The following is a 23,180-nucleotide window of genomic DNA, read 5'->3' as shown; positions in this document are numbered from 1 at the left end:
AAGAGAGGTGAGGTATAGTGGTTTCTGCCTTCTTCCAGGCGCGCAGCGCCGTTCTTCCTTCTTCCACCTAGGGTTAATATGACAAGACGAGTTTTGATTCGCGCGACCGGAAGCGCCCGCCCCGGCCAACTGGCGGGGCTGGGGCGAGCCTTGGCGAACAGCGGCGCTCGGCTGCTGGACATCAACCAGAGTGTCACCTTCGGCATCGTCTCCCTGGAGGCGTTGGTGGGGCTGGAGCGCGAGGCCGATCTCGAAGGCGCTTTGTCGGCGGCCGGAGACGAGCTGGGGCTGGATGTCCAGGCGATCCAGGTCAGTGCCGAGGATTATCACCGCTGGAGTCTGCAGGCCGGTCAGCCGCGCCTGATCATGACGCTGCTGGCGCCACATCTGCCGGCCGGGATTCTGGCCGAGGTCGGGGCACTGACCGCCGAGCAGGGGCTGACCGTCGAGTTGATCCATCGGTTATCCGGGCGCGAACCGCTGGATGGCGAGGTGCCGGAGCATGGCGCCTGCATCGAGTGCTGGCTGCGTGGCGACGACGTGGAGATCGAGACGCTGCGCGAAAAGGCCCTGGCGCTGGGGGCCGCCCATGGTATCGACATCGCTCTGCAGGAAGATTCCATCTGGCGTCGCCATCGTCGCCTGGTGTGCTTCGACATGGACTCGACCCTGATCCAGACCGAGGTCATCGATGAACTGGCGCGTCGTCATGGTGTCTTCGAGGAAGTCGCCGAGGTCACCGAACGTGCCATGCGCGGCGAACTGGACTTCCAGCAGAGCTTTCGCGAACGCATGGCCAAGTTGCGTGGCCTCGATGAGTCGGTGCTGGCCGAGATCGCCGAGCAACTACCCCTGATGGATGGCGTGGAACGCCTGATGCGCCATCTCAAGCGGCTTGGCTATCGTACCGCCATCCTGTCCGGCGGTTTCACCTATTTCGCCGAATATCTCCAGCAACGGCTCGGCTTCGACGAAGTGCATGCCAATGAGCTGGTGATCGAGAATGGCAAGGTGACCGGCGAGGTTCTTGAGCCCATCGTCGATGCGGAGCGCAAGGCGCAACTGCTGCACGAGATTGCCGAGCGGGAAGGACTGGCCATGGAGCAGACCATTGCCGTGGGCGATGGTGCCAACGATCTCAAGATGCTGGCCGCTGCCGGCCTGGGGATTGCCTTCCGCGCCAAGCCAGTGGTGCGGCAGCAGGCCAGGCAGAGCATCTCGACGCTCGGCCTCGATGGCGTGCTCTATCTGATCGGTTATCGACAGGTGGATCTAGAGGAACGGGGGTGAGGGTATCGGCGTGAGTACGCAGTTATTGACCTGGCGCGACCGCTTCGAACGCATCCGCGCCAACAAGTTCTTCGAGGCGGTGGTCATTGCCATCATCGTCGTGTCGGCCTTGCTGATCGGCGCCAAGACCTACGAGGAAACCAGCCGCTTTCACTATTGGCTGCTGGCAATGGACATGGCGGTCACGGTGTTCTTCCTCGTGGAAATCCTGATTCGCATGGCGGCGGAGAAACGCCTACGTGACTTCTTCAAACAGGGCTGGAATGTCTTCGACTTCCTGATCGTCACGGCAAGCCTGATCCCGATGGGCGAGTCGGACATGGTCCTGCTGGCGCGATTGCTGCGGATCTTCCGGGTCTTGCGACTGGTCTCGATGATTCCCGAACTGCGCATGTTGATGGCCGCGCTGGTCAAGTCGATTCCGCGGATGGGTTATGTGGCGTTGTTGATGTTCATCATCTTCTATATTTACGCCGCGATCGGCAGTTTTCTTTTTGCTGATGTCGACGATTATCTCTGGGGCAACATCGCCGTTGCCATGCTGACGTTGTTTCGCATTGCGACCTTCGAGGACTGGACCGATATCATGTATGCCACCCAGGAAGATTTCGCCTGGAGCTGGCTGTATTACCTGACCTTCATTTTCCTCACTGCCTTCATTTTCCTGAACATGATGATCGGTATCGTGCTGGATGTGATGCAGAAGGAAAGCATGGCGATCGAGCTGGAAAGCGGCGAGGGCGAAGCGGCCGAAATACAGGGCCTGCGTGGCGACGTGCGTGAATTGCACGAGCAGGTGGCGAGGCTGGAGACCCTGTTGATTCAGCAGCATGGGGAGGCGTCATCCAGAAAACTGGCAGACTCGTCCTGACGAGCCATGGAACGAAACCGGCCCGGTGGACCTCCAAAAGGGAAGTGATCGAGGCCGGATGGAACGCCAAGGAGGATGTGAGTGAGGACTATGCCGATTCGCCCTTTTTTGCCCCCCTACCTGCTTGAGCGCATTGCGGGTTCGCGCAATGCCAGACAGCGTGATCGTGCCTACCGAACGCTTCATGACGATCAGGGGTTCCGTGCCCGGGCCGGTGCTGCCGAGCTGCCGGAAGGCAGCGCTCGACGCGGCGAGCCCGTGCGCCATGTCCATTCCGCCGGTCATACCCGCGAGCTGCCGGGCGAGCGGGTGCGCAGCGAGGGGGAAGAGGCCAGCGGTGATCCCGCCGTGGACGAGGCCTATCAGGGCCTGGGAGCGACCTACGCACTGTACTGGGAGGCCTTCCAGCGTCATTCCCTGGACGATCGGGGCATGGCGTTGCTGGCCACCGTGCATTACGGCGAGGATTACGAGAATGCCTTCTGGGATGGCCGGCAGATGGTCTTCGGTGATGGAGACGGCGAGCTCTTCAATCGTTTCACCATCGCACTGGACATCATTGCGCACGAACTGACGCATGGCGTGATCCAGCACGAGGCTGCGCTGGTCTACGCGGATCAGGCCGGTGCTCTCAATGAATCCCTGGCGGATGTCTTCGGCAGCCTCGTCAAGCAGCATCGGTTGGGACAGGATGTCGAGAGCGCCGACTGGCTGATCGGCGCCGGTCTGTTCACGGATCGGGTCGAGGGGCAGGCGCTGCGCTCCATGGCAGCACCGGGTACCGCCTACGACGATCCGCTCCTGGGCCGTGATCCGCAGCCGGGGCACATGCGGGATTTCGTCGAGACCCAGGACGACAATGGCGGGGTGCACATCAACTCGGGGATCCCCAATCGTGCCTTCCATCATGCTGCCATGGCGTTAGGCGGGCATGCCTGGGAAGAAGCGGGGCAGGTCTGGTACGACACTCTCGTCGACGAGCGCCTGGCCCGGAACAGTGACTTTGTGGCCTTCGCCGAGCTGACCCTGGACAATGCCGGCCGGCGTTTCGGGACCGACGGCGAGGTGAGGCGTGCCGTCCACGAGGCCTGGCGGGCGGTGGGAGTGCTGTCGTGAATGCTGACGATGGGGCACCGCGCCTGACTCGAGCTAGTGTGCTGCGGCTGAGTCGTGAGGGTGGCGTGGCGCACATGCCGGGATTGGCCCGGCCGCGTCGGATCCGTTGCGATCGCTGCAGCGAGGCGCAGCGTGCCGAGCTGCAGGCCTTGCTGGACGAGGCGGCGAGATATGGAGAGCGTCAGGTACCGGGAGCTGACCGGCGGTTGCTGCACCTTGGGGTAGAGGACGGGAGCGAGACGCCGGTCTGGAGCCTGACGGTCGCCGAGGACTCCGTATCCGACAGCTTGCTGCGCTGGTGGCGACTCGCCCTCAGCGAGCCTTTTTCGGCGGATGAAAGTGGCCCCGCTTGACACGGGCCACGAGTCCTGATTTTCTAGAGTCATGAACACGACATCGTACAACCTCGTTCTCGACCTACGACTACTAGCCCGCCGCTGAGCGCGCCGGGCGACGGCGCTTGCGTCGCCCATTCGTAACGTCGACAACGAGGTTGTTCCATGTCTACCGCCATCATTTCCACCGACATTGCCATTTCCTGCGACGCCATCGTCCGTCGATCTGAAATGCGTTTCGACTTTCTCGGCGCCCCGCTTGCCATCCGGCAGGCGGGGCGTTGTCGTTTGTATCCGTCACTGCCCCAGGGAGAATGCCGCCATGATGCTCGATAACCCCTCCACCAAGTACCGCCCCTTCGTGGCCGTCGACCTGCCGGATCGGCAGTGGCCGAGCCGACGCATCGAGCAGCCGCCCCAGTGGTGTGCCGTCGACCTGCGTGACGGCAACCAGGCGCTGATCGATCCCATGGACCAGGAGCGCAAGCAGCGCTTCTTCGATCTGCTGGTGAAGATCGGCTTCAAGCAGATCGAGGTCGGCTTCCCTTCGGCCTCGCAGACCGACTTCGACTTCGTGCGTTCGCTGATCGAGGACGACAAGGTGCCGGACGATGTCACCATTCAGGTGCTCACCCAGGCGCGCCCGCACCTGATCGATCGGACCTTCGAGGCGTTGAAGGGCGCCAAGAAGGCCATCGTTCACGTCTACAATGCCACGGACCCGGTCTTCCGTCGGGTAGTGTTCAACGTCGACAAGGCCGAGTGTATCCAGATCGCCGTGGATGCCACCACTCGCATCCGAGAGCACATGGCGGCGGCACCGGAGACCCGTTGGACCTTCCAGTATTCGCCGGAGCTGTTCTCCACCACCGAGATGGACTTCGCGGTGGAGATCGTCGACAAGGTGAGCGAGACGTTCGGCCCCACTGCCGAGGCGCCGATGATCGTCAACCTGCCGGCCACCGTGGAGTGCGCCACGCCCAACAACTATGCCGACCAGATCGAGTGGTTCTGTCGCCACGTCGCGCGTCGCGACTGCCTGGTCGTCAGCGTGCATCCGCACAACGATCGCGGCACCGGCGTGGCTGCCGCCGAGCTGGCGGTCATGGCCGGTGCCGACCGGGTCGAGGGTTGCCTGTTCGGCAATGGCGAGCGCACCGGTAACGTCGATCTCGTCACCCTGGCCATGAACCTCTATACCCAGGGTGTGCATCCGAAGCTCGACTTCTCCAACATCACGCCGATCATGCGCGAGGTGGAGTACTGCAACCAGCTGCCGGTACACCCGCGCCATCCTTATGTGGGCGACCTGGTGTTCACCGCCTTCTCCGGCTCCCACCAGGACGCCATCAAGAAGGGCATGGCGGCGCGCCGCGAAGATCCGGATGGTGTCTGGGCGGTGCCTTATCTGCCCATCGATCCGATGGATGTGGGCCGTAGCTACGAGGCGGTGATCCGCGTCAACAGCCAGTCCGGCAAGGGCGGCGTGTCCTATCTGCTGGAACAGGAGCACGGCATCGAGCTGCCGCGCCGGCTGTCAATCGAGTTCAGCCAGGTGGTCCAGGAAGTGGCCGATCGGCTGGGCCGCGAGATCACCTCCGAGATGATCTACCAGGCATTCCGCGACGAGTACCTGGAGAAGGATCAGCCTTTCTCCCTGGCCAGCCATCGCATGTCCTCAGAGCCCGACAGCCCGGTGGTGAATCTCGAGGCAACCATCGAGGAGCACGGGGCGCGAAGGACCATCCAGGGAGAGGGCAACGGGCCGCTGGCTGCCTTCATCAAGGCGCTGGCCGCCGAAGGGCATGATGTGGAGATCATCGATTACCACGAGCACTCCCGAGGCCAGGGGGCGGACGCCGAGGCGATCGCCTATGTCGAGGTCAGGATCAATGGCGAGGCCGTGTTTGGTGTTGGTACCGATGAGAGCATTACCAGTGCCTCGATCAAGGGAGTACTGAGTGCCATCAACCGGCAACTTTCCACCGAAGCGCCGGCGCCCAACGTGACGGCCGAGACGCTGGCCTGAGTCTGGCGTTGTGCGCCGCTGGAAAGAGGGAAGAGAATTCTTCCCTCTTTCTTCTCCCTTTCCTCTTCAGAGCGGTGTCTTGCTGGCCTCGCCGGGTATCTCGCGTACCAGTGTCGGCATCAGAAAACCTGGCAGCTCGCGACGCAGGGTGTCGACCAGCATACGCGCTGCAGCGTCGTCGATCTCGAAATGAGCAGCTCCTTCCACTGGATCGAGCACATGGAGGTAGTAGGGCAGCACATCGGCCTCGAAAAGCCGCTCGGAGAGTGCTGCCAGGGTGGGCACGTCGTCGTTGACGCCGGCCAGCAGCACGCTCTGGTTGAGCAGGGTGACCCCGGCGCCGCGTAGCCGGCGGCAGGCATCGATCACCGCTTCGTCGATCTCGTTGGGATGGTTGATGTGCAGCACCACCACCTTTTGCAGACGTGTGCGTCCCAGCCAATCGAGCAGGGCCTCGTCGATGCGGTCGGGAATCACCACCGGCAGGCGGGTGTGGATACGCAGGCGCTTGAGATGAGGAATCGCCTCGAGTTGTTCCACCAGCCAGCCGAGTTGTCGATCGCTGGCTGCCAGCGGATCTCCGCCGGAGAGAATGGCCTCGCGAATCGAATCGTCGGCGTGCAGGTAGTCCAGGGTGTTGGCCCACTGGGCACGCGAAGGTGCATTCTCGTCGTAAGGAAAATGCCGGCGAAAGCAATAGCGACAGTTGATCGCACAGGCAGGGCTGGCGATCAGCAACACGCGCCCGGCGTACTTGTGGATCAGGCCACGCTTGGGGGTATGTTCGCGTTCTTCCAGCGGGTCGGTGACGAAGCCCGGTATCGAACGGCTTTCCTCATCCAGAGGCAGCACCTGCCGTAGCAGGGGGTCGTGTGGGTCGCCCGGGCGAATGCGCGCCAGATAGGCCTCGGGTACGCGTACCTCGAACAGCGCATGGCCGGTTGCGGCGCCAGGCCACCAGCGTTCGTCCAGTGCCAGGCGACGACACAGCTCGCGAGGATCACGAATGGCGCCGCTGAGCTGGGCCTGCCAGGCGCCGGGGGAAGGTGTCGGGGCCTGGCGCTGCAAAGGGATAGGGCTTCGGGTTATCATGCGCGACACCAGTCGATACGTGCGAGGGATAGGCCCTCGAGACATGTCTCTTGCTTGTGCGCGCCCTCGACCCCGGTCGGTGGCGCGCTCGAATATGGGTAAAACATCATGGCGAACTATTCTACCAACGAATTCAAGGGCGGTTTGAAGGTCATGCTGGATGGCGATCCCTGTGCCATCCTCGAGAACGATTACGTCAAACCGGGCAAGGGCCAGGCCTTCAACCGGGTCAAGCTGCGCAATCTGATGACCGGTCGTGTCTGGGAGCGTACCTTCAAGTCTGGCGAGTCTCTGGAAGGGGCTGATGTCCTCGAGCTGGACATGGAGTACCTGTATACCGATGGCGAGATGTGGTACTTCATGCTCAACGATGGTTCCTTCGAGCAGTATCCGGTGGAGAAGAAGGCCCTGGGCGATACCGAGAAGTGGCTCAAGGAGCAGGTGGTCTACACCGTTACTCTGTGGAACGACAACGTCATCAACGTCACGCCGCCGAACTTCATCGAGCTGGAAGTGACCGAGACCGACCCCGGTCTCAAGGGCGATACGGCCCAGGGTGGTTCCAAGCCGGCCACGCTCTCCTCGGGCGCCGTGGTGCGCGTGCCGCTGTTCATCAACGAGGGCGAGGTGCTGAAGGTCGATACACGTACCGGCGAGTATGTCGGCCGTGCGTGAGTCGGGTTGCGTCCAGCGCCGTGAGCGGTGAGCGCCAAGAAGACGCCTTTCCGGTGCCCTTCGGCGTGGTAGTCGCCTTCCGGCTTGTTACGGCATTGATGGCCACGCTTCGGCGTGGCTTTCGCGTTTCTGGAGGAGTTCCTGATGTCCATCGAGTGGTGGCCTACCGCCGAGGTCGCGACGCTGCGTGAGCGGGCGAGGTTGCTCGGCGAGGTGCGTGCCTTCTTCGCCGAGCGTGGCGTGCTGGAAGTGGAAACGCCGGTGCTCGGTCACGGCGGCAGCACCGATGTGCATCTAGCCTCGCTGGCCTGCCGGGCCTCGACGTCGGCGGGGCTTGAGCGCCTGTGGCTGCAGACCTCGCCGGAGTTCCACATGAAGCGGCTGCTGGCGGCCGGCAGCGGTCCGATCTTCCAGCTGGCCAGAAGCTTTCGGGACGGCGAAGTGGGTAGACGCCACAACCTCGAGTTCACCATGCTGGAGTGGTATCGCCCCGGGTTCACCCTCGACGCGTTGATGTCGGAGACCGAGGCGTTGATTCGGCGAGTGCTGCCCGAAGCTCCTGGCGCCATGCGTCGCCGACGCTATCGCGAGCTGTTCCGCGAGCACCTGGCGCTCGATCCTTTCCGCGAGCCTCTCGATGCACTGCGTCGGCTGGCCGCCGAGTGGGGCGAGCTCGACATGGCGCAGGCGTCCCGCGATGACTGCCTCGATCTGCTGATGAGCCTGGTCATCGAGCCGATGCTGGGGCGTGATGGTCTCGATGTGGTGATCGATTATCCGGCCAGCCAGGCGGCGTTGGCCCGGCGCCACCAGGATCCCGAGGATGGCGAGTGGGTTGCTTCACGCTTCGAGATCTATCTTGGTGGGCTGGAACTCGCCAACGGCTATGACGAGCTCACCGATGCCGGGGAGCAGCGAGCCCGCTTCACCGAGGACAATGCCTCCCGTCGTGCCGCCGGCCTGCCCGAGGTGGACGTGGACGAACGCCTGCTGGCCGCGCTCGAGGCAGGCATACCGGCGGGCAGCGGTGTCGCGCTGGGGCTCGATCGGTTGATCCAGTTGGCGCTGGGCAAGGCGTCCGTGGCCGACGTGATGGCGTTTGCCACGCCGCGAGCGTAGGAAACGCTGAAGAGCTTATCGGGTGTCGTGGAGCGCAAGGCGCGCCGTGCACTTCATCACCATGTTCGGCTATTGGTTCCGCATTTCCTCGGGCCTCACCTTGTCCTCTCCGGGCCCGTCTTTTCAGACAACGTCTGGGCGGGCTCGGAAAGACTGAGGCTGCCCAGGCGTTGTCCCATCTGCACCTTGCGTTCCCGTTTTCCGGAAACGAAATCGACCGGCTCGGCAAAGGCCATCACCACGGTGGAGCCGAGCTTGAAGCGGCCCATCTCGGCTCCTTTTGCCAGATGCACCGGGGTGTCGAAGCGTATGCGCTGGATGCCGCGGCGGGGAAGCGGGGTGATCTGGCCGGCCCAGACGGTTTCGATACCGGCGACGATCATGGCACCGACCAGTACCAGGACCATGGGCCCGTGCTCGGTGTCGAAGTGGCAGACCAGGCGCTCGTTGCGGGCGAACAGTCGGGGCACATGCCCGGTGGTGGCGGTGTTCACCGAGAACAGCCGCCCCGGCACATAGGTCATCTCGCGCAGGGTGCCGGTCACCGGCATGTGCACGCGATGATAGTCGCGGGGGGAGAGGTAGACCGTGGCGAAGCTGCCGCCATGGAAGCGGGAAGCGGCGGTGCTGTCTCCGCCGAGCAGCTCGGTGACGGTGAATTCGCGGCCCTTGGCCTGGATCAGCCGCCCTGACTCGATGGCGCCGAAGCGGGACAGGGTACCATCGGCAGGCGATACCAGGCCTTCGCCGATCGGGCGGGCGTCCTCCTTCAGGGGGCGGGTGAAGAAGTCGTTGAAGCTGGCATAGGCTCCCGGATCCGGTTGCCGTGCCTCTGTCATGTCGACACCGAAGCGGCGGATGAAGGTGCGGATGGCCAGGTCCTTGATCCAGGTCACCCGGCAATCGGCGAGTCGTCCCATCAGGCGTGACAGGGCGTGGTGGGGCAACGGGTATTGAATCAGGGAAAAGAGTTTGGCTAGGGTCACGTGGAAACGTTCCGGTCAATTGCATGAGTGATCAGCGGGAAGAATGAAGAAGGAAGACAGCGACTTGGTTTTCTTCCCTCTTCAAAGCGCGAAGCGCCGGTCTTCCGTCTTCAAGCGGCGTAGCCGCGTCTTGCCGCTTATTTTTCGATCGGCGTATCGTCACGGTTGCCCCATTCCTGCCAGGAGCCGGCGTAGCCGCGCATCCTGAACCCCAGTGCCTTGCCAACCAGCCAGGTGAAGCCGCTTCGGTGATGGCTCTGGCAGTGAGTGGCGATTTCCATGTCGGGCGTCAGGCCAAGAGCCTCCAGTTCGGTGATCAATTCCGCATAGTCGCGAATGCGCAACTGGCGTTCCTTGTCCATGGCGTCGGTCCAGTCCAGGTTGACCGCGCCCGGGATATGGCCGAGCCGCTGGTTGTTGCCCTTGTGGCCGAGGTATTCGTCCCGGCTGCGAGCGTCCCAGATGGCAAAACCCGGCTCGCCCAGTCGTTCGGCGATCTCGTGGCGATCGATGGCGACATCGGAGTGGCGGATCTCGGCTTCGTAGTCGCTCGGGGTCGGTGTGTGTGATTCGGTCGAGACTGCCTGGCCCGCGGCCCGCCAGGCATGTATGCCACCGTTGAGATAGGAGTAGCGGGTGTGGCCGAGCAGCTCCAGGGTCCACAGCAGTCGACCGGCCCAGCCGCCGCCTTCGTCATCGTAGGCGACCACATGGGTATCCCGGGTCAGGCCCAGAGACGAGAACAGGCGCGAGAGGGCTTCCTCCGAAGGCACCTCGTTGGGCACCTCGCCTTCTCCGCGCAGCAGGCGGCGATGATCCAGGTAAACGGCGCCGGGAACGTGTCCCTGCTCATGGCTCTCGGCCTTGAGGGGGACGTCGATGATCAACAGTTCTGGTGCATCGAGATGCTCGGCGAGCTGTTCAGGCTCGATGATCAAGGGCAAGAGGTTGTCTTCGGAACTCATGGCGTTCTCCTGACTCAGGTCTCTTCGAGACTATCGACGATACGTCGATAGCTGGCAAAGCGGTCGGCATGGATCTCGCCGCGCTCCACGGCGGCAAGCAGGGCACAGCCCGGTTCGGCGCGGTGCCGACAGTCGCGGAAGCGGCAGCGACCCAGATAGTCGCGGAACTCGATGAAGCCATCGGCGATCTGGTCCGCATCGAGGTGGGTCAGGCCGAATTCGCGGATTCCCGGGGAATCGATCAGCTCCCCGCCGCTGTCGTCCTCGCCGAGTGCACTGTCCGGGGGTGCGCTGCCCGGGAAGCGGTAGAGCCGCGCCGTGGTCGTGGTGTGGGTTCCCTTGCGGCTGTCCTCGGACAGGGCGCCGATGCGCAGCTCCTCATCGGGCAGCAGGCGGTCGATGAGCGAGGACTTGCCAACGCCGCTCTGGCCGACGAATACCGAGGTGCGGCCTTTCAACTGGCGCTGCAGAGCCTCGAGACCTGTGCGGGTGGCCGTGGTGGTGGTCACTACTGGGTAGCCGAGTGTCGCATAGCGATCCAGCAGGGAGCGCAACTCGCCGCCCTCATCGGGCAGCAGGTCAATCTTGTTGAGCACCAGAACCGGAGGAATGCCGGTGGCTTCGGCAGCGACCAGGTAGCGGTCGATGAGGTTGGCATGGGGCTCCGGCTCCACGGCGAAGACGATTAGGATCTGGTCGATGCCGGCTGCCACCGGCTTGAGGCGGCCCCGGGCATCGGGGCGCTCCAGCACGGTATCGCGCGGCTCCCGGGCGACGACCACGCCGCTGCCGTCCTCTCCGGCTCGCCAGATCACCCGGTCGCCGGTGACCAGCCCTTCGAGGTTGGCTCTCAGGTGGCAGCGTGTCGTGGCGCCGCCGTCTGCCGGCGCCACTTCCAGGCTGTGGCCGAAGTGGGCGATCACCCGGCCGGGCTGTTCGGGGCCGTATTCGCCGGCGGCCAGCCGTTCGGTATCGTGATCGTCGCGCTGCTTGGCGCGTCGGGCGCGTTCGGCCTGGGTCTTCTCGATGCGCCAGCGCTGCTGGCGGCTCAGCTTGCGTTTGCTCATGGTGGCCCGAAGGTCGGTACAATGACGGCATTGTACTCACCAACGGGCCTGGCTGTCGCCAGCCGGCCGTCCAGCGAGGAACCCTCATGGCTGCAATGAACGATACGCAAGATCCCCGTGCCCAGCGCCTGGTATGGATCGATCTGGAGATGACAGGGCTCGATCCCGAGCGCGAGCGCATCATCGAGGTCGCCACGCTGGTGACCGATGCCGATTTGAACGTAGTGGCAGAGGGCCCGGTACTTGCCGTCCATCAGCCCGATGCGTTGCTCGAGGCCATGGACGACTGGAACCGCAAGACCCATGGCGGCTCGGGGCTGACCGAGCGGGTGCGCACCAGCGACATCGATACCGCCGAGGCCGAGCGGCGTACCCTGGCGTTTCTGCACGAGCATGTGACGCCTGGCACATCGCCCATGTGCGGCAACAGCGTGCATCAGGATCGGCGTTTCCTGGAGCGGGAGATGCCCGAGCTGCTGGCCTTCTTCCACTATCGAAATCTCGATGTCTCCACGCTCAAGGAACTGGCCAAGCGCTGGAACCCGGGGGCACTGGTCGGCTTTGGCAAGCGCAACGTGCATCTGGCGATGGACGACATCAAGGAATCCATTGCCGAGCTGGCGCACTATCGCCGTACGTTCCTGCGCCTGGATGACGAGGACAGCGACGAGGAGGAGTGACGCCTCGGCGGGGCGGGCAAGCCCCTGGAGGACTTGCCCGTCGACGGTCGTTTACTGCTCGGATTCGATTTCCCAGCTGACATTGACCATGGCATCGAGCGTGATGGTGCCGGGGCGGTATTCCGCGTTGGCGCCGCCGGCGCTTTCCTGGACGGCATCGGCGCTCATGGCCATCATGCGGGGCTGGAACACCGGGGCTTGATTCTCGCTCACGTTGATCACCGGACCCAGGGTCACGTTCAGGGTCCGGGCCATCAGCTCTGCCTTGTGGCGTGCCTTTTCCAGTGCCTTGGTCAGTGCCTCGTCGGTGGCCTGTTCGCGGTCGGAGAGGTCGTAGGTCACGCCGTCGAGGGCATTGACGCCGGCCTCGGTGAGGGCATCGAGCATCATCGGCAGATCGTCGAGATCACTGATCTCGATCTGGAAGGGGCGCTCCAGGCGCGTCCGCACCAGCGGTGTAGGCTCTGACTCTTCTTTACGCTGGCCTTGCAGGATCTCGGGTTGCACGCGCAGCGATCCTGCGCTGATGGCGTCACGTTCCAGCCCGGCATCCTCCAGGGTCTGGATCAGGGTGGCGGCACGCTCTTCGAGGCGCTTGCGTGCCTCGGCCAGCGCCTCGGGATCGGCCTTGGCTTCCTCGCGCTGAGCGATGGCCGGGGTGCGTTCCCAGAGGCGTGCGCTCAGGGTGGCTTCATCCGGTACGACCTGAAGTTCGGCCCGAGCCTGCACATCCAGCCGGTTGCGGGGAGTGTCCTGTTGCGCGGCGGCCACTAGGGGAGTGGCGAGCAGCAGGGCGGAGAGCAGGGCGCCCGGTAGTAGCGAGTGTCGACGAACGAGAGACATGGCGCTTTCCTTTTCGCGGTTAAGGTCTGTGGTTGGAACTCACGGAGCTGGGTCGGGTTCCCTGATGTCTGAGTGCCGATGTCGAGTTGCGTATTTGCTGCACGATCCACGACCGCAACCTGGCGTCGGCGCATTTGTACCCTGACAAGGCAGGCGGCATCATGAGCACTCCTATCACCTGTGGAGTATGGCGGGCATGGCGCGACCCGATGACGATTTCGAGCGTAGCATTCCTCTCAATCTGACGCTGGCGCTGGCCGCCCTGGTCATCATCATCGCCGGCATGCGGGTCGGGGCGGGGTTGCTGGTTCCCCTGCTGCTGTCGCTGTTCATCGCGGTGGTCTGCACGGCCCCGGTGCAGTGGCTGCATCGCCTGGGCCTGAGCCGGCGGTTGTCGGTCTGGTTAACCCTGGTGGTGATCGGGGGCTTCATCTCGCTGCTGGGCATTCTGCTGGTCAACAGCTTCGGGACCTTCGTCGAGGAACTGCCGGGCATCGAGGAAAAGCTCTACCAGTACTATCTCGGCATTCTCGATGGGCTGGCCAACCTGGGGCTGGCCATCGACACTGGCTGGCTGTCCGGCCTGTTCGATGCCGACAGGTTCGGCGACTGGATTCCGGCGCTGCTCGGCCAGGTGGGCAACCTGATGATGCAGAGCGTGGTGGTGGCCTTGCTGGTCATGTTCCTGCTCTTCGAGACGCTGAACTTCCGCGACAAGTTGTCGCGCGCACTCGCCAATCCCGCCCCGAGCCTGCGTCGCTTTCAGGAATTCAGCATGACCCTGAAACGTTACCTGGCGGTCAAGACACTGGTGAGCCTGGCGACCGGCGCCTTGATCTGGGTGGCCTGCCAACTGGTGGGCGTGGAATTCCCGTTGCTCTGGGCGGTGCTGGCGTTCGCGCTCAACTACATTCCCAACATCGGCTCGGCGATCGCTGCCGTGCCGCCGGTCCTGTTGTTGCTGGTGTCCCCTGACGGTGGTCTCGTCAAGGCGCTGATCCTCAGTGGTGCCTACCTGGGCGTCAACTTCGTGCTCGGCAATATCATCGAGCCCAGGGTGATGGGGCGAGCGCTGGGCTTGTCCACCTTCGTGGCCTTTCTGTCACTGGTCGTCTGGGGTTGGGTGTTCGGCGTGGTGGGCATGCTCTTGTCGGTCGTGTTGACGATGACCCTCAAGATCGCCCTGGACAGTCATCCGCAGACGCGCTGGATCGCCCACTTGCTGGGGCCGGGCACGTCACCTATCGAGAAGGCCGACCAGCCGCCCTCCAGACGTGATGATAATGATGACAAGGGCGAAACAGGGGAAGAGACGAGCGCTTGAGCGTCACATGCAACGAACGCGCCCCAGGGCAGGCCCGGGGCGCGTCGTGTCGCTGAGCTGACCCGGAGTCGATCAGGCGTTCTGGTCGATGAACTGGATCAACTGTGACTTGGACTGAGCTCCGACCAGAGAGGCGACCTTGGCGCCGGACTTGAACAGCATCACGGTGGGGACACCTCGTACGCCCTGCTCGGCGGCGATTTCCGGCGCGTCGTCCACATTGATGCTGACGATCTTGAGGTTGCCTTCGCGCTCCTCGGCGACCTCGTCGACCACCGGTGCCATGACCTTGCAGGGACCACACCAGGGAGCCCAGAACTTCAGCAGGACCGGGGTCTCGGCGTTGAGGACTTCCTGCTCGAAGTTGGCGTTGGTGACATCGACGTTATTGGCCATGGGATTCTCCAGTTACTACGTTGCGCGTATCGCGCGGAAGATCGAGCATGCAAGCATGCTGGTCGGTCGATGGTAGCGGTCGACCGGGATGCTGGCAAATCCGCGTGCGACTTGGGAGGCATGCCGGGTCGTTCAGGTGACGGCAACAATGATATGCTATAAAGTAATCATAAACTATTTTTTTATGTCGCAATGGACTGTCGTTGCTGTCGCGGCATGCAAGGGGGAGGGTCATGAAGCTCCAGCAGTTGAGATACATCTGGGAAGTCTCGCGCCACAATCTCAATGTCTCGGCGACCGCCCAAAGCCTTTATACCTCGCAACCCGGCATTTCCAAACAGATACGTCTGCTTGAGGATGAGCTCGGTGTCGAGATCTTCGCGCGCAGCGGCAAGCACCTGACTCGGGTGACGCCGGCCGGGGAGGCGATCATCGAGCTGGCCGGCCAGGTGTTGCGACTGACGGACAACATCAAGCATGTCTCCCAGGAGCACAGCGATGAGCGGCGTGGCAGCATGGCCATCGCGACCACTCATACCCAGGCCCGGTATGCCCTACCGCCGGTGATTCGAGAATTCACCAGCCGTTACCCGGACGTGGCCTTGCACATGCAGCAGGGCACGCCCCGCCAGATTGCCCAGATGGTCAGTGACGGCCAGGCTGATTTCGCGATCTGCACCGAGTCGCTGGATCTGTTCAACGATCTGGTGCTGTTGCCCTGCTATCGCTGGAACCGTTGCGTACTGGTGCCCCGGGGCCATCCGCTGGCGGAAGTCGAGCCACTGACCCTGGAGGCCCTGGCCGAGCATCCGCTGGTGACCTATGTGTTCGGTTTCACTGGGCGTTCGCAACTCGACGATGCCTTCCGGGCCAAGGGACTCTCGCCCAATGTGGTGCTGACCGCCGCCGATTCGGACGTGATCAAGACCTATGTGCGCCTGGGCATGGGGGTGGGCATCGTGGCTCACATGGCCTTCGACCCGGACCAGGACGATGATCTGGTGGCGCTGGATGCCAGCCACTTGTTCGCCAGCTCCACCACCAAGATCGGTATCCGGCGAGGTACTTTCATGCGTGGTTACATGTATGACTTCCTCAAGGGCTTCGCCGGGCATCTGGAGCGCGAGCTGGTGGAAGCTGCCCTGGAGGCCGGGCCTCGCCATGAGGAGGCGTTGTTCCGGGATATCGAGTTGCCGGTGAGGTGACACTTCCCCATTCGTGATGTCGCCATGTCAAAACGCCAGCGCCCGTCCATATGGACGGGCGCTGGCGTTCGGGGCAGGTCGACTCAGTGCTGCAGGTGCAGCCCGCACTCGCGCTTTTCCTCGACCTTGGTGGGGTCGAAGTAGTCGAATTCGTTGGGCAGATCGTGGGCCTGCAGGTACTGGTACATGTCGCGTGCCGTCCAGTGTAGCAAGGGGGCGATCTTGAGCAGGCCATCGGCATTGCGCGTCACCGGCGCCATGCGAGCGCGTTCCGGTGTGTCCTCGGCGCGCAGCGCAGTGAACCAGACATCCGGCGCCATCTCGCGCAGGGCGCGATTGAAGGGCTCGAGCTTGACCTCTTCGGTGAAGGCTGCATGACGCGGATCGTCGATGCCTGGCGTCGGCCCCTCGACCGCCTCGCGATGGGCCCGCGAGCGCTTCGGAAGATAGGTGATCAGGTTGAGTCCGAGGCGCTTGACGAGCGCATCGGCGAAGCGATAGGTCGCTTCGGTGTTGTAACCGTGGTCCATCCACACGACGGGAATATCCGGCCGTTGACGCGCCACCATGTGCAGGATGACCGCCTCGAAGGGGCGAAAGTTGGTGGTGCAGATAGGCTGGCTGCCCTGTTGAAGGGACCAGCGAATCAAGGCCTCGGGGTCGTTGCCGAGATCACGGTTGATGACGTCGAGTTGCGGCTCCATAGGGAAGCTCCCGGATGGTGACATTCAATCTGGATGCCACACTAGCAGAGCTGCAACCGGCTTCCCCAATACCGATTCATTGGATGTTTATTCCTTTGGGGTTTAAGGGTGGTGTTTTCTTATTCCTGGTGGTGTTGTTCTTCCGATGTTGCCAGGGATTGCATCAAGTGACGGATCTTGTCGAGCGTCTCGGTGTACTCCTCATCGCCGCGTGAGTCCGCCACCAGGCCACCGCCGCCCCAGAGGTGCAGTCGCCCAGCGTCGGCCACGGCGGTACGAATGGCGATGGAGGTATCCATGCGGCCCCGCACGTCGACATAGCCCAGGCTGCCGCAGTAGGCGCTGCGCTCGGAAGGCTCCAGCTCGTCGATGATCTGCATGGCGCGCACCTTGGGGGCGCCGGTGATGGAGCCGCCCGGAAAGGCTGCGGCGAGAAGATCGAGCGGCGAGTGTGCCGCGTCCAGTTCGCCGGTGACCACGCTGACCAGATGATGAACGTTGGCATAGCTCTCCAGGGCGCAGAGCTGCGGTACCCGGACGCTGCCGGGGCGGCAGACCCGTCCCAGGTCGTTGCGCAGCAGGTCGACGATCATCACGTTCTCGGCACGATCCTTGACGCTGGAAGTGAGTGCCTCGGCGAGCGCCTGGTCTTCGGCGTCGGTATGCCCGCGCGGACGGGTGCCCTTGATCGGCCGGGTTTCCACATGGCCATCGGCGCAATGCAGGAAACGCTCCGGCGAGAGCGAGAGGATGCCCTGATCGCCCCAGGCGATGAAGCCGGCAAAAGGCGTGGGCGTGGCGCGCCTCAGACGGCAATAGGCGTGCCACAGATCGCCGCTGTAGGGGGCGCTGAAACGCTGGGCGAGATTGATCTGGTAGCAGTCGCCCGCGCGAATGTAATGCTGCACGGCATCGAAACGCGCCAGATAGTCATCGCGGCTTTGTTCGGGCTGGAAGGGGCCGGTCAGGCGGAAGGTCTCGCTCGCGGGCGGGGAGGCGTTCAACCATGCCAGCACCTGGGCGCGCCGCGGAGCGCTGGCCACCAGCCAGGCCTCATGGCGTTGATGATCCTGGATGATGGCCCAGTCATAGAGGCCGACGCGGCTGGCCGGTAGCTTGGCCACCGTCGTGGCGTTGCCGGGGATCGGTTCGAGTTGCTGTCCCAGGTCGTAACTCCAGTAGCCGATCAAGCCACCGAGAAAGGGCAGGTCGCTGTCGGGAACCACGTGAGGCAGCCGTTCCAGCAGAGCCTTCTGGGCCTGGAAGGGGGCGCTCCGTTCATGGGCGGTGGCCGGACTGTTGCCCGACAGCTCGAACGTTTCCAGTGGGTCACTCGACAGGATGTCGTAGCGCCCTCCAGGGGCTTCGGGACGGCCGCTGTCGAGCAGCACGGCACCTGGGCGATGACGCAGGACCGCAAAGGTCTCCAGAGGCGAGGTCCGGTACGGCAGTGGGGTGATTTCGAGTGGTGATGTCATGGGCGCGCCTTACCTCAACAGGCGCAATATTCTAGGCGCCTTGACGGCATTTGTCCCAGCCGAACCGGCAGCCTGGATCAACGCGACGCATTCATTGTCGACATTTCTGCGAGGGTCGGCTTGGTTGTCTACAACCAAAGGGGGAGGGGATTCCATTTGGCGGCGTGTTGACCCGATAATGGGGGCTGGCTAGAGTGCTTTCATTCACCTTATTGTCGACAATTGCCATGAACAACGCCCTACCCGGAACGGTCGCCACGCCTGAAGTCCGCACCCTGGCGGAACGGGTCTTTCAACAGTTGCAGGATGCCATCGTGCGGGGTGAGCTGGCGCCGGGCAGCAAGATTACCGAACCCGGCCTGTCGCAGGCCTACGGGATTTCCCGCGGCCCCTTGAGAGAGGCCATGCGGCGTCTGGAGGCGCACCGGTTGATCGAACGGGTGCCGCATGTCGGCGCCCGGGTGGTGAAGCTGTCGATCAAGGAGCTGCTGGAGCTCTTCGATGTTCGTGAGGCCCTGGAGAGCATGGCGGCACGCCTGGCGGCCGAACACATGAATGCCGAGGAAATCGCCGGCCTTCGCGAGGTGCTGGCCGTGCACGAGCGACAATCGGACCTGCGTCGCGGGGAGGCCTATTACCAGCGCGAAGGCGACCTGGACTTCCATTACCGCATCGTTCAGGGCAGCCACAACCGCATGCTGATGGGGCTGTTGTGCGATGACCTCTATTACCTGGTCCGCATGTATCGCACCCAGTTCAGCGCCAGTGGCACCCGGCCCCAGCGAGCCTTCGTCGAACACCATCGCATCGTCGATGCCATCGAGGCCGGAGACGCCGAGCTTACCGAATTGCTGATGCGTCGTCACGTCAGCGCCTCCCGGGAAAACGTCGTCGACCGTTACGCCGCTGCCTTGAATCAGGACGGAGAAATGTCCGAGAGGACACGTCCGACTCATAATGGAGATTGACATGACACACCCCACACCCGGTGCGCGTTTCCGTGCTGCCCTGGACGCCAATCGGCCGTTGCCCGTCGTCGGGACCATCAATGCCTATACGGCGATGATGGCCGAGCGGGTCGGTCACCAGGCGGTCTATCTGTCCGGAGGCGGCGTGGCCAATGCCTCCTTCGGCCTGCCCGATCTCGGCATGACCACCATGAATGATGTGGTCGAGGATGCGCATCGCATCTGTGGTGCCACCGATCTGCCTCTGCTGGTGGATATCGATACCGGTTGGGGAGGGGCCTTCAACATCTCGCGTACCGTCAAGGAGATGCAACGCGCCGGTGTGGCCGCCGTGCATCTCGAGGACCAGGTAGCCCAGAAGCGCTGCGGACATCGCCCCAACAAGGCCATTGTCTCTCGACAGGAGATGGTCGACCGCATCAAGGCGGCGGCGGATGCCCGGATGGATCCGGACTTCTATCTGATCGCTCGCACCGATGCCTTCCAGAAGGAGGGGCTGGAGGCGGCCATCGAGCGTGCCAACGCCTGCATCGAGGCCGGTGCCGATGCCATCTTCGCTGAAGCGGTGCATACCCTGGACGATTATCGCGCCTTCTGCGAGTGCGTCGATGCGCCGATCCTGGCCAACATTACCGAGTTCGGGGCGACGCCGCTGTTCTCGCAGCAGGAGCTGGCCGAGGTGGGCTGCCGGATCGTGCTTTATCCGCTTTCCGCCTTTCGTGCCATGAACGCCGCGGCGCTCAACGTGTATCGGAGCATTCTCGACAACGGTCACCAGCGTGAGGTGGTGGACCAGATGCAGACGCGGGAGGAACTCTACGACTTCCTCAATTATCACGATTTCGAACGCAAGCTCGATGCCCTGTTCACCGGCAACGACGGTAACGAGTAGGGCGTTCGCCTAATCCGTTCATCACGAGGAGACACGAGATGGCAGACAAACCGATTGGTGGTGCCGGTCTACGTGGCCAAAGCGCCGGCTCCACGGCACTATGCACCGTTGGCAAGTCCGGTTCCGGCTTGACCTATCGCGGTTTCGATATCAAGGAACTGGCCGACAAGGCGCGCTTCGAGGAAGTGGCTTACCTGCTGTTGAAAGGCAAGTTGCCCAATCAGGCCGAACTCGATGCCTATGTTGCCAAGCTTCAGGGCCTGAGAGGGCTGCCCGCCGCGCTCAAGACAGTGCTCGAGCAGATTCCGGCCAGTGCCCATCCCATGGACGTGATGCGCACCGGCGCGTCCATGCTCGGCAACCTGGAGACCGAGGAGAGTTTCGAGCAGGAGCAGGACACCGCCGATCGCCTGCTCGCCGTGCTGCCCTCGATCATCTGCTACTGGTATCGCTATTCTCACGATGGCGTGCGCATCGACACCGAGACCGATGACGAGTCCGTGGGGGGCCACTTCCTGCACCTGCTGCGTGATGAGCCGGCCTCGGAACTGCACGCCCGGGTCATGAACGTCTCGCTGATTCTCTATGCCGAGCATGAGTTCAACGCTTCCACCTTTACCGCTCGGGTCTGCGCCTCGACGCTTTCCGACATGCATTCCTGCGTGACCGGTGCCATCGGCTCATTGCGTGGTCCGCTTCACGGTGGCGCCAACGAGGCGGCCATGGCGATGATCGAGAATTGGCAGTCGCCCGATGAGGCCGAGCGTGAACTGCTTGGCATGCTGGAGCGCAAGGAGAAGGTCATGGGCTTCGGGCATGCCATCTATCGCGAGTCCGATCCGCGCAACGCCATCATCAAGCATTGGTCGAGCCGGCTCGCCGAGGATGTGGGCGACAGCGTTCTCTATCCGGTATCCGAGCGCGTCGAAGACGTCATGTGGCGCGAGAAGAAGTTGTTCTGCAATGCCGACTTCTTCCATGCCAGCGCCTACCACTTCATGGGCATCCCGACCAAGCTGTTCACGCCGATCTTCGTCTGCTCGCGGGTCACCGGTTGGTGTGCCCATGTCTTCGAGCAGCGCGAGAACAATCGCATCATTCGTCCAAGCGCCGACTATACCGGCCCCGAGAAGAGCGAGTGGGTGCCGATCGAGCAGCGCGACTGATCGTTTCGCCTTTTTGGCGGCTACCCGGTTATCGCCACCGTGCGTCTCGACGGTGGCGAGGCCTGCCCCGATCCCTTTCACAATGAGGAAACCGTCCCAATGAGCCAGACCGTCGAAAGCAATGTCCGTCCGGACTATGACGCTGAGCTGCGCAAGATCGCCGATTACGTGCTCGACTACCGCATCGACAGTGACGAAGCGCTGGATACCGCGCGCAATTGCCTGATGGATACGCTGGGGTGTGGGTTGCTGGCGCTTCGCTTTCCCGAATGCACCAAGCACCTCGGGCCACTGGTCGAAGGCACGGTTGTACCGCACGGCGCTCGTGTGCCGGGCACCTCCTTCCGGCTGGATCCGGTCAAGGCCGCCTGGGACATCGGGGCCATCATCCGCTGGCTGGACTACAACGATACCTGGCTGGCTGCCGAGTGGGGGCATCCCTCCGACAACCTGGGCGGCATTCTGGCGGTGGCTGATCATCTGTCACAGAAGCGTGTCGCCGAGGGAGAAGCGCCGCTGACCATGCGTGATGTGCTCGAGGCCATGATCATGGCGCACGAGATTCAGGGCATCCTGGCGCTGGACAACTCTTTCAACCGCGTCGGGCTCGATCACGTGGTGCTGGTCAAGGTGGCCACCACCGCCGTGACGGCCAAGATGATGGGGGCCGATCGTGAGCAGCTGTTGTCTGCCCTGTCGCATGCCTGGGCCGACGGCCAGAGCCTGCGAACCTATCGTCATGCCCCCAATGCCGGGTCCCGCAAGAGTTGGGCAGCAGGGGACGCGACGTCCCGGGGCGTGCGGCTTGCCGATATCGCCCTGCGCGGCGAGATGGGCATCCCCGGCGTGCTGAGTGCGCCGCAATGGGGGTTCTACGACGTGGCTTTCAGCCATTCCAACAAGGATCTATCTCTCAAGCCTCTGGAAGAGCGCAAGTTCACCTTCCAGCGCGAGTTTGGCACCTACACCATGGAAAATGTGTTGTTCAAGATTTCCTTCCCTGCCGAGTTCCATTCCCAGACCGCCTGCGAGGCAGCCGTGACCCTGCATCCGCAGGTCAAGGACCGCCTGGACGACATTGACCGGATCGTGCTGACGACCCATGACTCGGCGATTCGCATCATTTCCAAGTCCGGCAAGCTTGCCAACCCCGCCGATCGCGATCACTGCCTGCAGTACATGACGGCAGTACCGCTCATCTTCGGCAACCTGGTGGCCGAGCACTATGAAGATGACTTCCACGCTGCCCATCCGATCATCGATGAGTTGCGCGAGAAGATGGAAGTCGTCGAGGACGAGCGCTACTCCCGCGACTATTACGATCCCGAGCGTCGCTCCATTGCCAATGCCATCCAGGTGTTCTTCAAGGATGGCAGTGCCACCGACAAGGTCGAGGTCGAATACCCGATCGGCCATCGTCGCCGTCGTGCCGAGGGTATCCCGGTGCTGGAAGAAAAGTTCAAGCGCAACCTGGCGACCCGTTTTCCGGGAGGGCGGTGCGAGGCGATCATGGCATTGTGCAAGGATCAGCCGAGGCTCGAAGAGACGCCGGTCAACAAGTTCGTCGACCTGTTCGTGATCTGAAGGCCCGCCACACCTGGCCGGCATGGCGGTGCCGGGTGCCCATTTGGCCGTGATGCATCCTGCCAGGCACGACGTGCCCATGGCGGGATGCTTGCGACTGGGCTATATTTTTTGTCTGCAGGGCTTGCGTCCTCGGCGCTGTATCCGTAAAGTACGCATCCGCTGCCGGCGACGGGCAACGTCGCAAGCGGTGAAGGGTGGTGGAAGCGCCTGTTTTACTTAGGGTTTTTCGAATCGCTTCGGAATTCGCCGGTTGACAGGAACGCCGATTTCGGTAAAATGCTCGCCACTCGCTACAGGGCCCGCTGAGGGCTCGATTCGAAGTCGCCTCCATGAGGTGCGTCGCTCTCGGAGAAGATCGAGCTTGACGCCAGGCATCGAATCGGTAGAATACG

At 63.1% G+C, this 23,180-nt stretch carries 23 protein-coding genes; 15 read left to right on the top strand and 8 right to left on the bottom strand.

The features are described from left to right. The first annotated feature begins 78 nt into the window (after positions 1-78). The 6 genes from serB (at position 79) to leuA (ending at position 5,641) form a co-directional block, all read left to right on the top strand. Positions 79-1,290: a phosphoserine phosphatase SerB gene (serB, locus tag A9O65_RS04070; RefSeq protein ID WP_064701444.1), complete on the top strand. Its 1,212-nt coding sequence runs from the start codon at positions 79-81 to the stop codon at positions 1,288-1,290. A gap of 10 nt (positions 1,291-1,300) precedes the next feature. Then, the gene (locus A9O65_RS04065; RefSeq protein WP_064701443.1) at positions 1,301-2,161 is read left to right on the top strand and encodes an ion transporter; all 861 of its coding nucleotides are present in this window, start codon (positions 1,301-1,303) and stop codon (positions 2,159-2,161) included. Between the two features lie 90 nt (positions 2,162-2,251). Then, entirely contained in the window at positions 2,252-3,277 is a 1,026-nt protein-coding gene (locus A9O65_RS04060; RefSeq protein ID WP_064701442.1) for a M4 family metallopeptidase, read from the top strand. Then, on the top strand, positions 3,274-3,630 hold the full coding sequence (locus tag A9O65_RS04055) for a protealysin inhibitor emfourin (RefSeq protein ID WP_069383402.1): 357 nt from the start codon (positions 3,274-3,276) through the stop codon (positions 3,628-3,630). The genes A9O65_RS04060 and A9O65_RS04055 overlap by 4 nt, the downstream gene beginning before the upstream one ends. A 147-nt stretch (positions 3,631-3,777) precedes the next feature. After that, entirely contained in the window at positions 3,778-3,948 is a 171-nt protein-coding gene (locus A9O65_RS17325; RefSeq protein WP_170825699.1) for a hypothetical protein, read from the top strand. After that, positions 3,935-5,641, top strand: a complete 1,707-nt coding sequence (gene leuA, locus A9O65_RS04050; protein ID WP_064700805.1) for a 2-isopropylmalate synthase — start codon at positions 3,935-3,937, stop codon at positions 5,639-5,641. The genes A9O65_RS17325 and leuA overlap by 14 nt, the downstream gene beginning before the upstream one ends. A gap of 66 nt (positions 5,642-5,707) precedes the next feature. On the opposite strand, the gene epmB is transcribed toward leuA, so the two are convergent. Beyond that, the gene (gene epmB, locus A9O65_RS04045) at positions 5,708-6,733 is read right to left on the bottom strand and encodes an EF-P beta-lysylation protein EpmB (protein WP_064700804.1); all 1,026 of its coding nucleotides are present in this window, start codon (positions 6,731-6,733) and stop codon (positions 5,708-5,710) included. Between the two features lie 108 nt (positions 6,734-6,841). Here epmB and efp point away from each other — a divergent pair, with 108 nt between their 5' ends. Together efp and epmA are read left to right on the top strand one after the other, a co-directional pair. Continuing rightward, positions 6,842-7,408 carry an elongation factor P gene (efp, locus tag A9O65_RS04040; protein WP_064700803.1) on the top strand — a complete coding sequence of 189 codons (567 nt, stop codon included), beginning with the start codon at positions 6,842-6,844 and terminating at the stop codon, positions 7,406-7,408. A gap of 144 nt (positions 7,409-7,552) precedes the next feature. Then, complete coding sequence (epmA, locus tag A9O65_RS04035) at positions 7,553-8,527, top strand: EF-P lysine aminoacylase EpmA (RefSeq protein WP_064701441.1); 975 nt, start codon at positions 7,553-7,555, stop codon at positions 8,525-8,527. Positions 8,528-8,622: 95 nt separating this feature from the next. On the opposite strand, the gene asd is transcribed toward epmA, so the two are convergent. The 3 genes from asd to rsgA form a co-directional block, all read right to left on the bottom strand. Beyond that, entirely contained in the window at positions 8,623-9,513 is an 891-nt protein-coding gene (asd, locus tag A9O65_RS04030) for an archaetidylserine decarboxylase (protein WP_064701440.1), read from the bottom strand. 137 nt (positions 9,514-9,650) lie between these two features. Further along, complete coding sequence (locus A9O65_RS04025; RefSeq protein ID WP_170825700.1) at positions 9,651-10,478, bottom strand: sulfurtransferase; 828 nt, start codon at positions 10,476-10,478, stop codon at positions 9,651-9,653. A gap of 14 nt (positions 10,479-10,492) precedes the next feature. Continuing rightward, entirely contained in the window at positions 10,493-11,545 is a 1,053-nt protein-coding gene (gene rsgA / locus A9O65_RS04020) for a small ribosomal subunit biogenesis GTPase RsgA (RefSeq protein ID WP_064701439.1), read from the bottom strand. A gap of 86 nt (positions 11,546-11,631) precedes the next feature. On the opposite strand from rsgA, the gene orn reads away from it, so the two are divergent. After that, the gene (gene orn / locus A9O65_RS04015; RefSeq protein ID WP_064700798.1) at positions 11,632-12,225 is read left to right on the top strand and encodes an oligoribonuclease; all 594 of its coding nucleotides are present in this window, start codon (positions 11,632-11,634) and stop codon (positions 12,223-12,225) included. Positions 12,226-12,276: 51 nt separating this feature from the next. Here orn and A9O65_RS04010 read toward each other — a convergent pair whose 3' ends face one another. Beyond that, a complete protein-coding gene (locus A9O65_RS04010) occupies positions 12,277-13,068 on the bottom strand; it encodes an SIMPL domain-containing protein (RefSeq protein WP_064701438.1) in 792 nt (263 codons plus the stop codon). Positions 13,069-13,264: 196 nt separating this feature from the next. Between A9O65_RS04010 and A9O65_RS04005 the strand changes: the two genes are divergently transcribed. Then, positions 13,265-14,392: an AI-2E family transporter gene (locus A9O65_RS04005; protein WP_064700796.1), complete on the top strand. Its 1,128-nt coding sequence runs from the start codon at positions 13,265-13,267 to the stop codon at positions 14,390-14,392. A 72-nt stretch (positions 14,393-14,464) separates the two neighbouring features. Here A9O65_RS04005 and trxA read toward each other — a convergent pair whose 3' ends face one another. Further along, positions 14,465-14,788, bottom strand: a complete 324-nt coding sequence (trxA, locus tag A9O65_RS04000; RefSeq protein WP_064700795.1) for a thioredoxin — start codon at positions 14,786-14,788, stop codon at positions 14,465-14,467. 233 nt (positions 14,789-15,021) lie between these two features. Between trxA and cysB the strand changes: the two genes are divergently transcribed. After that, positions 15,022-15,993 (top strand): HTH-type transcriptional regulator CysB, encoded by a 972-nt coding sequence (cysB, locus tag A9O65_RS03995; protein WP_064700794.1) that lies wholly within the window; start codon positions 15,022-15,024, stop codon positions 15,991-15,993. Between the two features lie 83 nt (positions 15,994-16,076). Here the strand turns inward: cysB and A9O65_RS03990 are convergent, their stop codons facing one another. Next, positions 16,077-16,697 carry a phosphoadenosine phosphosulfate reductase domain-containing protein gene (locus tag A9O65_RS03990; RefSeq protein ID WP_064700793.1) on the bottom strand — a complete coding sequence of 207 codons (621 nt, stop codon included), beginning with the start codon at positions 16,695-16,697 and terminating at the stop codon, positions 16,077-16,079. A gap of 119 nt (positions 16,698-16,816) precedes the next feature. After that, complete coding sequence (gene pabB / locus A9O65_RS03985) at positions 16,817-18,175, bottom strand: aminodeoxychorismate synthase component I (protein ID WP_064700792.1); 1,359 nt, start codon at positions 18,173-18,175, stop codon at positions 16,817-16,819. 227 nt (positions 18,176-18,402) lie between these two features. Between pabB and A9O65_RS03980 the strand changes: the two genes are divergently transcribed. The 4 genes from A9O65_RS03980 to prpD all read left to right on the top strand — a co-directional run bounded on the left by A9O65_RS03980 (position 18,403) and on the right by prpD (position 22,785). Further along, positions 18,403-19,143, top strand: a complete 741-nt coding sequence (locus A9O65_RS03980; RefSeq protein WP_064701437.1) for a GntR family transcriptional regulator — start codon at positions 18,403-18,405, stop codon at positions 19,141-19,143. Between the two features lies 1 nt (position 19,144). Beyond that, the gene (gene prpB / locus A9O65_RS03975; protein ID WP_064700790.1) at positions 19,145-20,035 is read left to right on the top strand and encodes a methylisocitrate lyase; all 891 of its coding nucleotides are present in this window, start codon (positions 19,145-19,147) and stop codon (positions 20,033-20,035) included. A gap of 38 nt (positions 20,036-20,073) precedes the next feature. Beyond that, positions 20,074-21,201 (top strand): bifunctional 2-methylcitrate synthase/citrate synthase, encoded by a 1,128-nt coding sequence (gene prpC / locus A9O65_RS03970; RefSeq protein WP_064700789.1) that lies wholly within the window; start codon positions 20,074-20,076, stop codon positions 21,199-21,201. A gap of 99 nt (positions 21,202-21,300) precedes the next feature. Next, positions 21,301-22,785: a 2-methylcitrate dehydratase gene (gene prpD / locus A9O65_RS03965; protein WP_064701436.1), complete on the top strand. Its 1,485-nt coding sequence runs from the start codon at positions 21,301-21,303 to the stop codon at positions 22,783-22,785. Positions 22,786-23,180: the final 395 nt, after the last annotated feature.

Source organism: Halomonas caseinilytica (assembly GCF_001662305.1).
GTDB classification, from domain to species: domain Bacteria; phylum Pseudomonadota; class Gammaproteobacteria; order Pseudomonadales; family Halomonadaceae; genus Halomonas; species Halomonas caseinilytica.
The sequence above is the reverse complement of the archived record's forward strand: the minus strand, read 5'-3'. Positions and strand labels throughout refer to the sequence as shown.

Bases quoted from the DNA above. Each gene is read 5' to 3' on its own strand.
- orn (WP_064700798.1), top strand. From the start codon at position 11,632: ATGGCTGCAATGAACGATACGCAAGATCCCCGTGCCCAGCGCCTGGTA.
- cysB (WP_064700794.1), top strand. From the start codon at position 15,022: ATGAAGCTCCAGCAGTTGAGATACATCTGGGAAGTCTCGCGCCACAAT.
- epmA (WP_064701441.1), top strand. From the start codon at position 7,553: ATGTCCATCGAGTGGTGGCCTACCGCCGAGGTCGCGACGCTGCGTGAG.
- A9O65_RS04005 (WP_064700796.1), top strand. From the start codon at position 13,265: ATGGCGCGACCCGATGACGATTTCGAGCGTAGCATTCCTCTCAATCTG.
- A9O65_RS04010 (WP_064701438.1), bottom strand. From the start codon at position 13,068: ATGTCTCTCGTTCGTCGACACTCGCTACTACCGGGCGCCCTGCTCTCC.
- trxA (WP_064700795.1), bottom strand. From the start codon at position 14,788: ATGGCCAATAACGTCGATGTCACCAACGCCAACTTCGAGCAGGAAGTC.
- leuA (WP_064700805.1), top strand. From the start codon at position 3,935: ATGATGCTCGATAACCCCTCCACCAAGTACCGCCCCTTCGTGGCCGTC.
- A9O65_RS17325 (WP_170825699.1), top strand. From the start codon at position 3,778: ATGTCTACCGCCATCATTTCCACCGACATTGCCATTTCCTGCGACGCC.
- pabB (WP_064700792.1), bottom strand. From the start codon at position 18,175: ATGACATCACCACTCGAAATCACCCCACTGCCGTACCGGACCTCGCCT.
- rsgA (WP_064701439.1), bottom strand. From the start codon at position 11,545: ATGAGCAAACGCAAGCTGAGCCGCCAGCAGCGCTGGCGCATCGAGAAG.
- A9O65_RS03990 (WP_064700793.1), bottom strand. From the start codon at position 16,697: ATGGAGCCGCAACTCGACGTCATCAACCGTGATCTCGGCAACGACCCC.
- A9O65_RS03980 (WP_064701437.1), top strand. From the start codon at position 18,403: ATGAACAACGCCCTACCCGGAACGGTCGCCACGCCTGAAGTCCGCACC.
- prpC (WP_064700789.1), top strand. From the start codon at position 20,074: ATGGCAGACAAACCGATTGGTGGTGCCGGTCTACGTGGCCAAAGCGCC.
- prpB (WP_064700790.1), top strand. From the start codon at position 19,145: ATGACACACCCCACACCCGGTGCGCGTTTCCGTGCTGCCCTGGACGCC.
- epmB (WP_064700804.1), bottom strand. From the start codon at position 6,733: ATGATAACCCGAAGCCCTATCCCTTTGCAGCGCCAGGCCCCGACACCT.
- serB (WP_064701444.1), top strand. From the start codon at position 79: ATGACAAGACGAGTTTTGATTCGCGCGACCGGAAGCGCCCGCCCCGGC.
- A9O65_RS04025 (WP_170825700.1), bottom strand. From the start codon at position 10,478: ATGAGTTCCGAAGACAACCTCTTGCCCTTGATCATCGAGCCTGAACAG.
- A9O65_RS04060 (WP_064701442.1), top strand. From the start codon at position 2,252: ATGCCGATTCGCCCTTTTTTGCCCCCCTACCTGCTTGAGCGCATTGCG.
- efp (WP_064700803.1), top strand. From the start codon at position 6,842: ATGGCGAACTATTCTACCAACGAATTCAAGGGCGGTTTGAAGGTCATG.
- prpD (WP_064701436.1), top strand. From the start codon at position 21,301: ATGAGCCAGACCGTCGAAAGCAATGTCCGTCCGGACTATGACGCTGAG.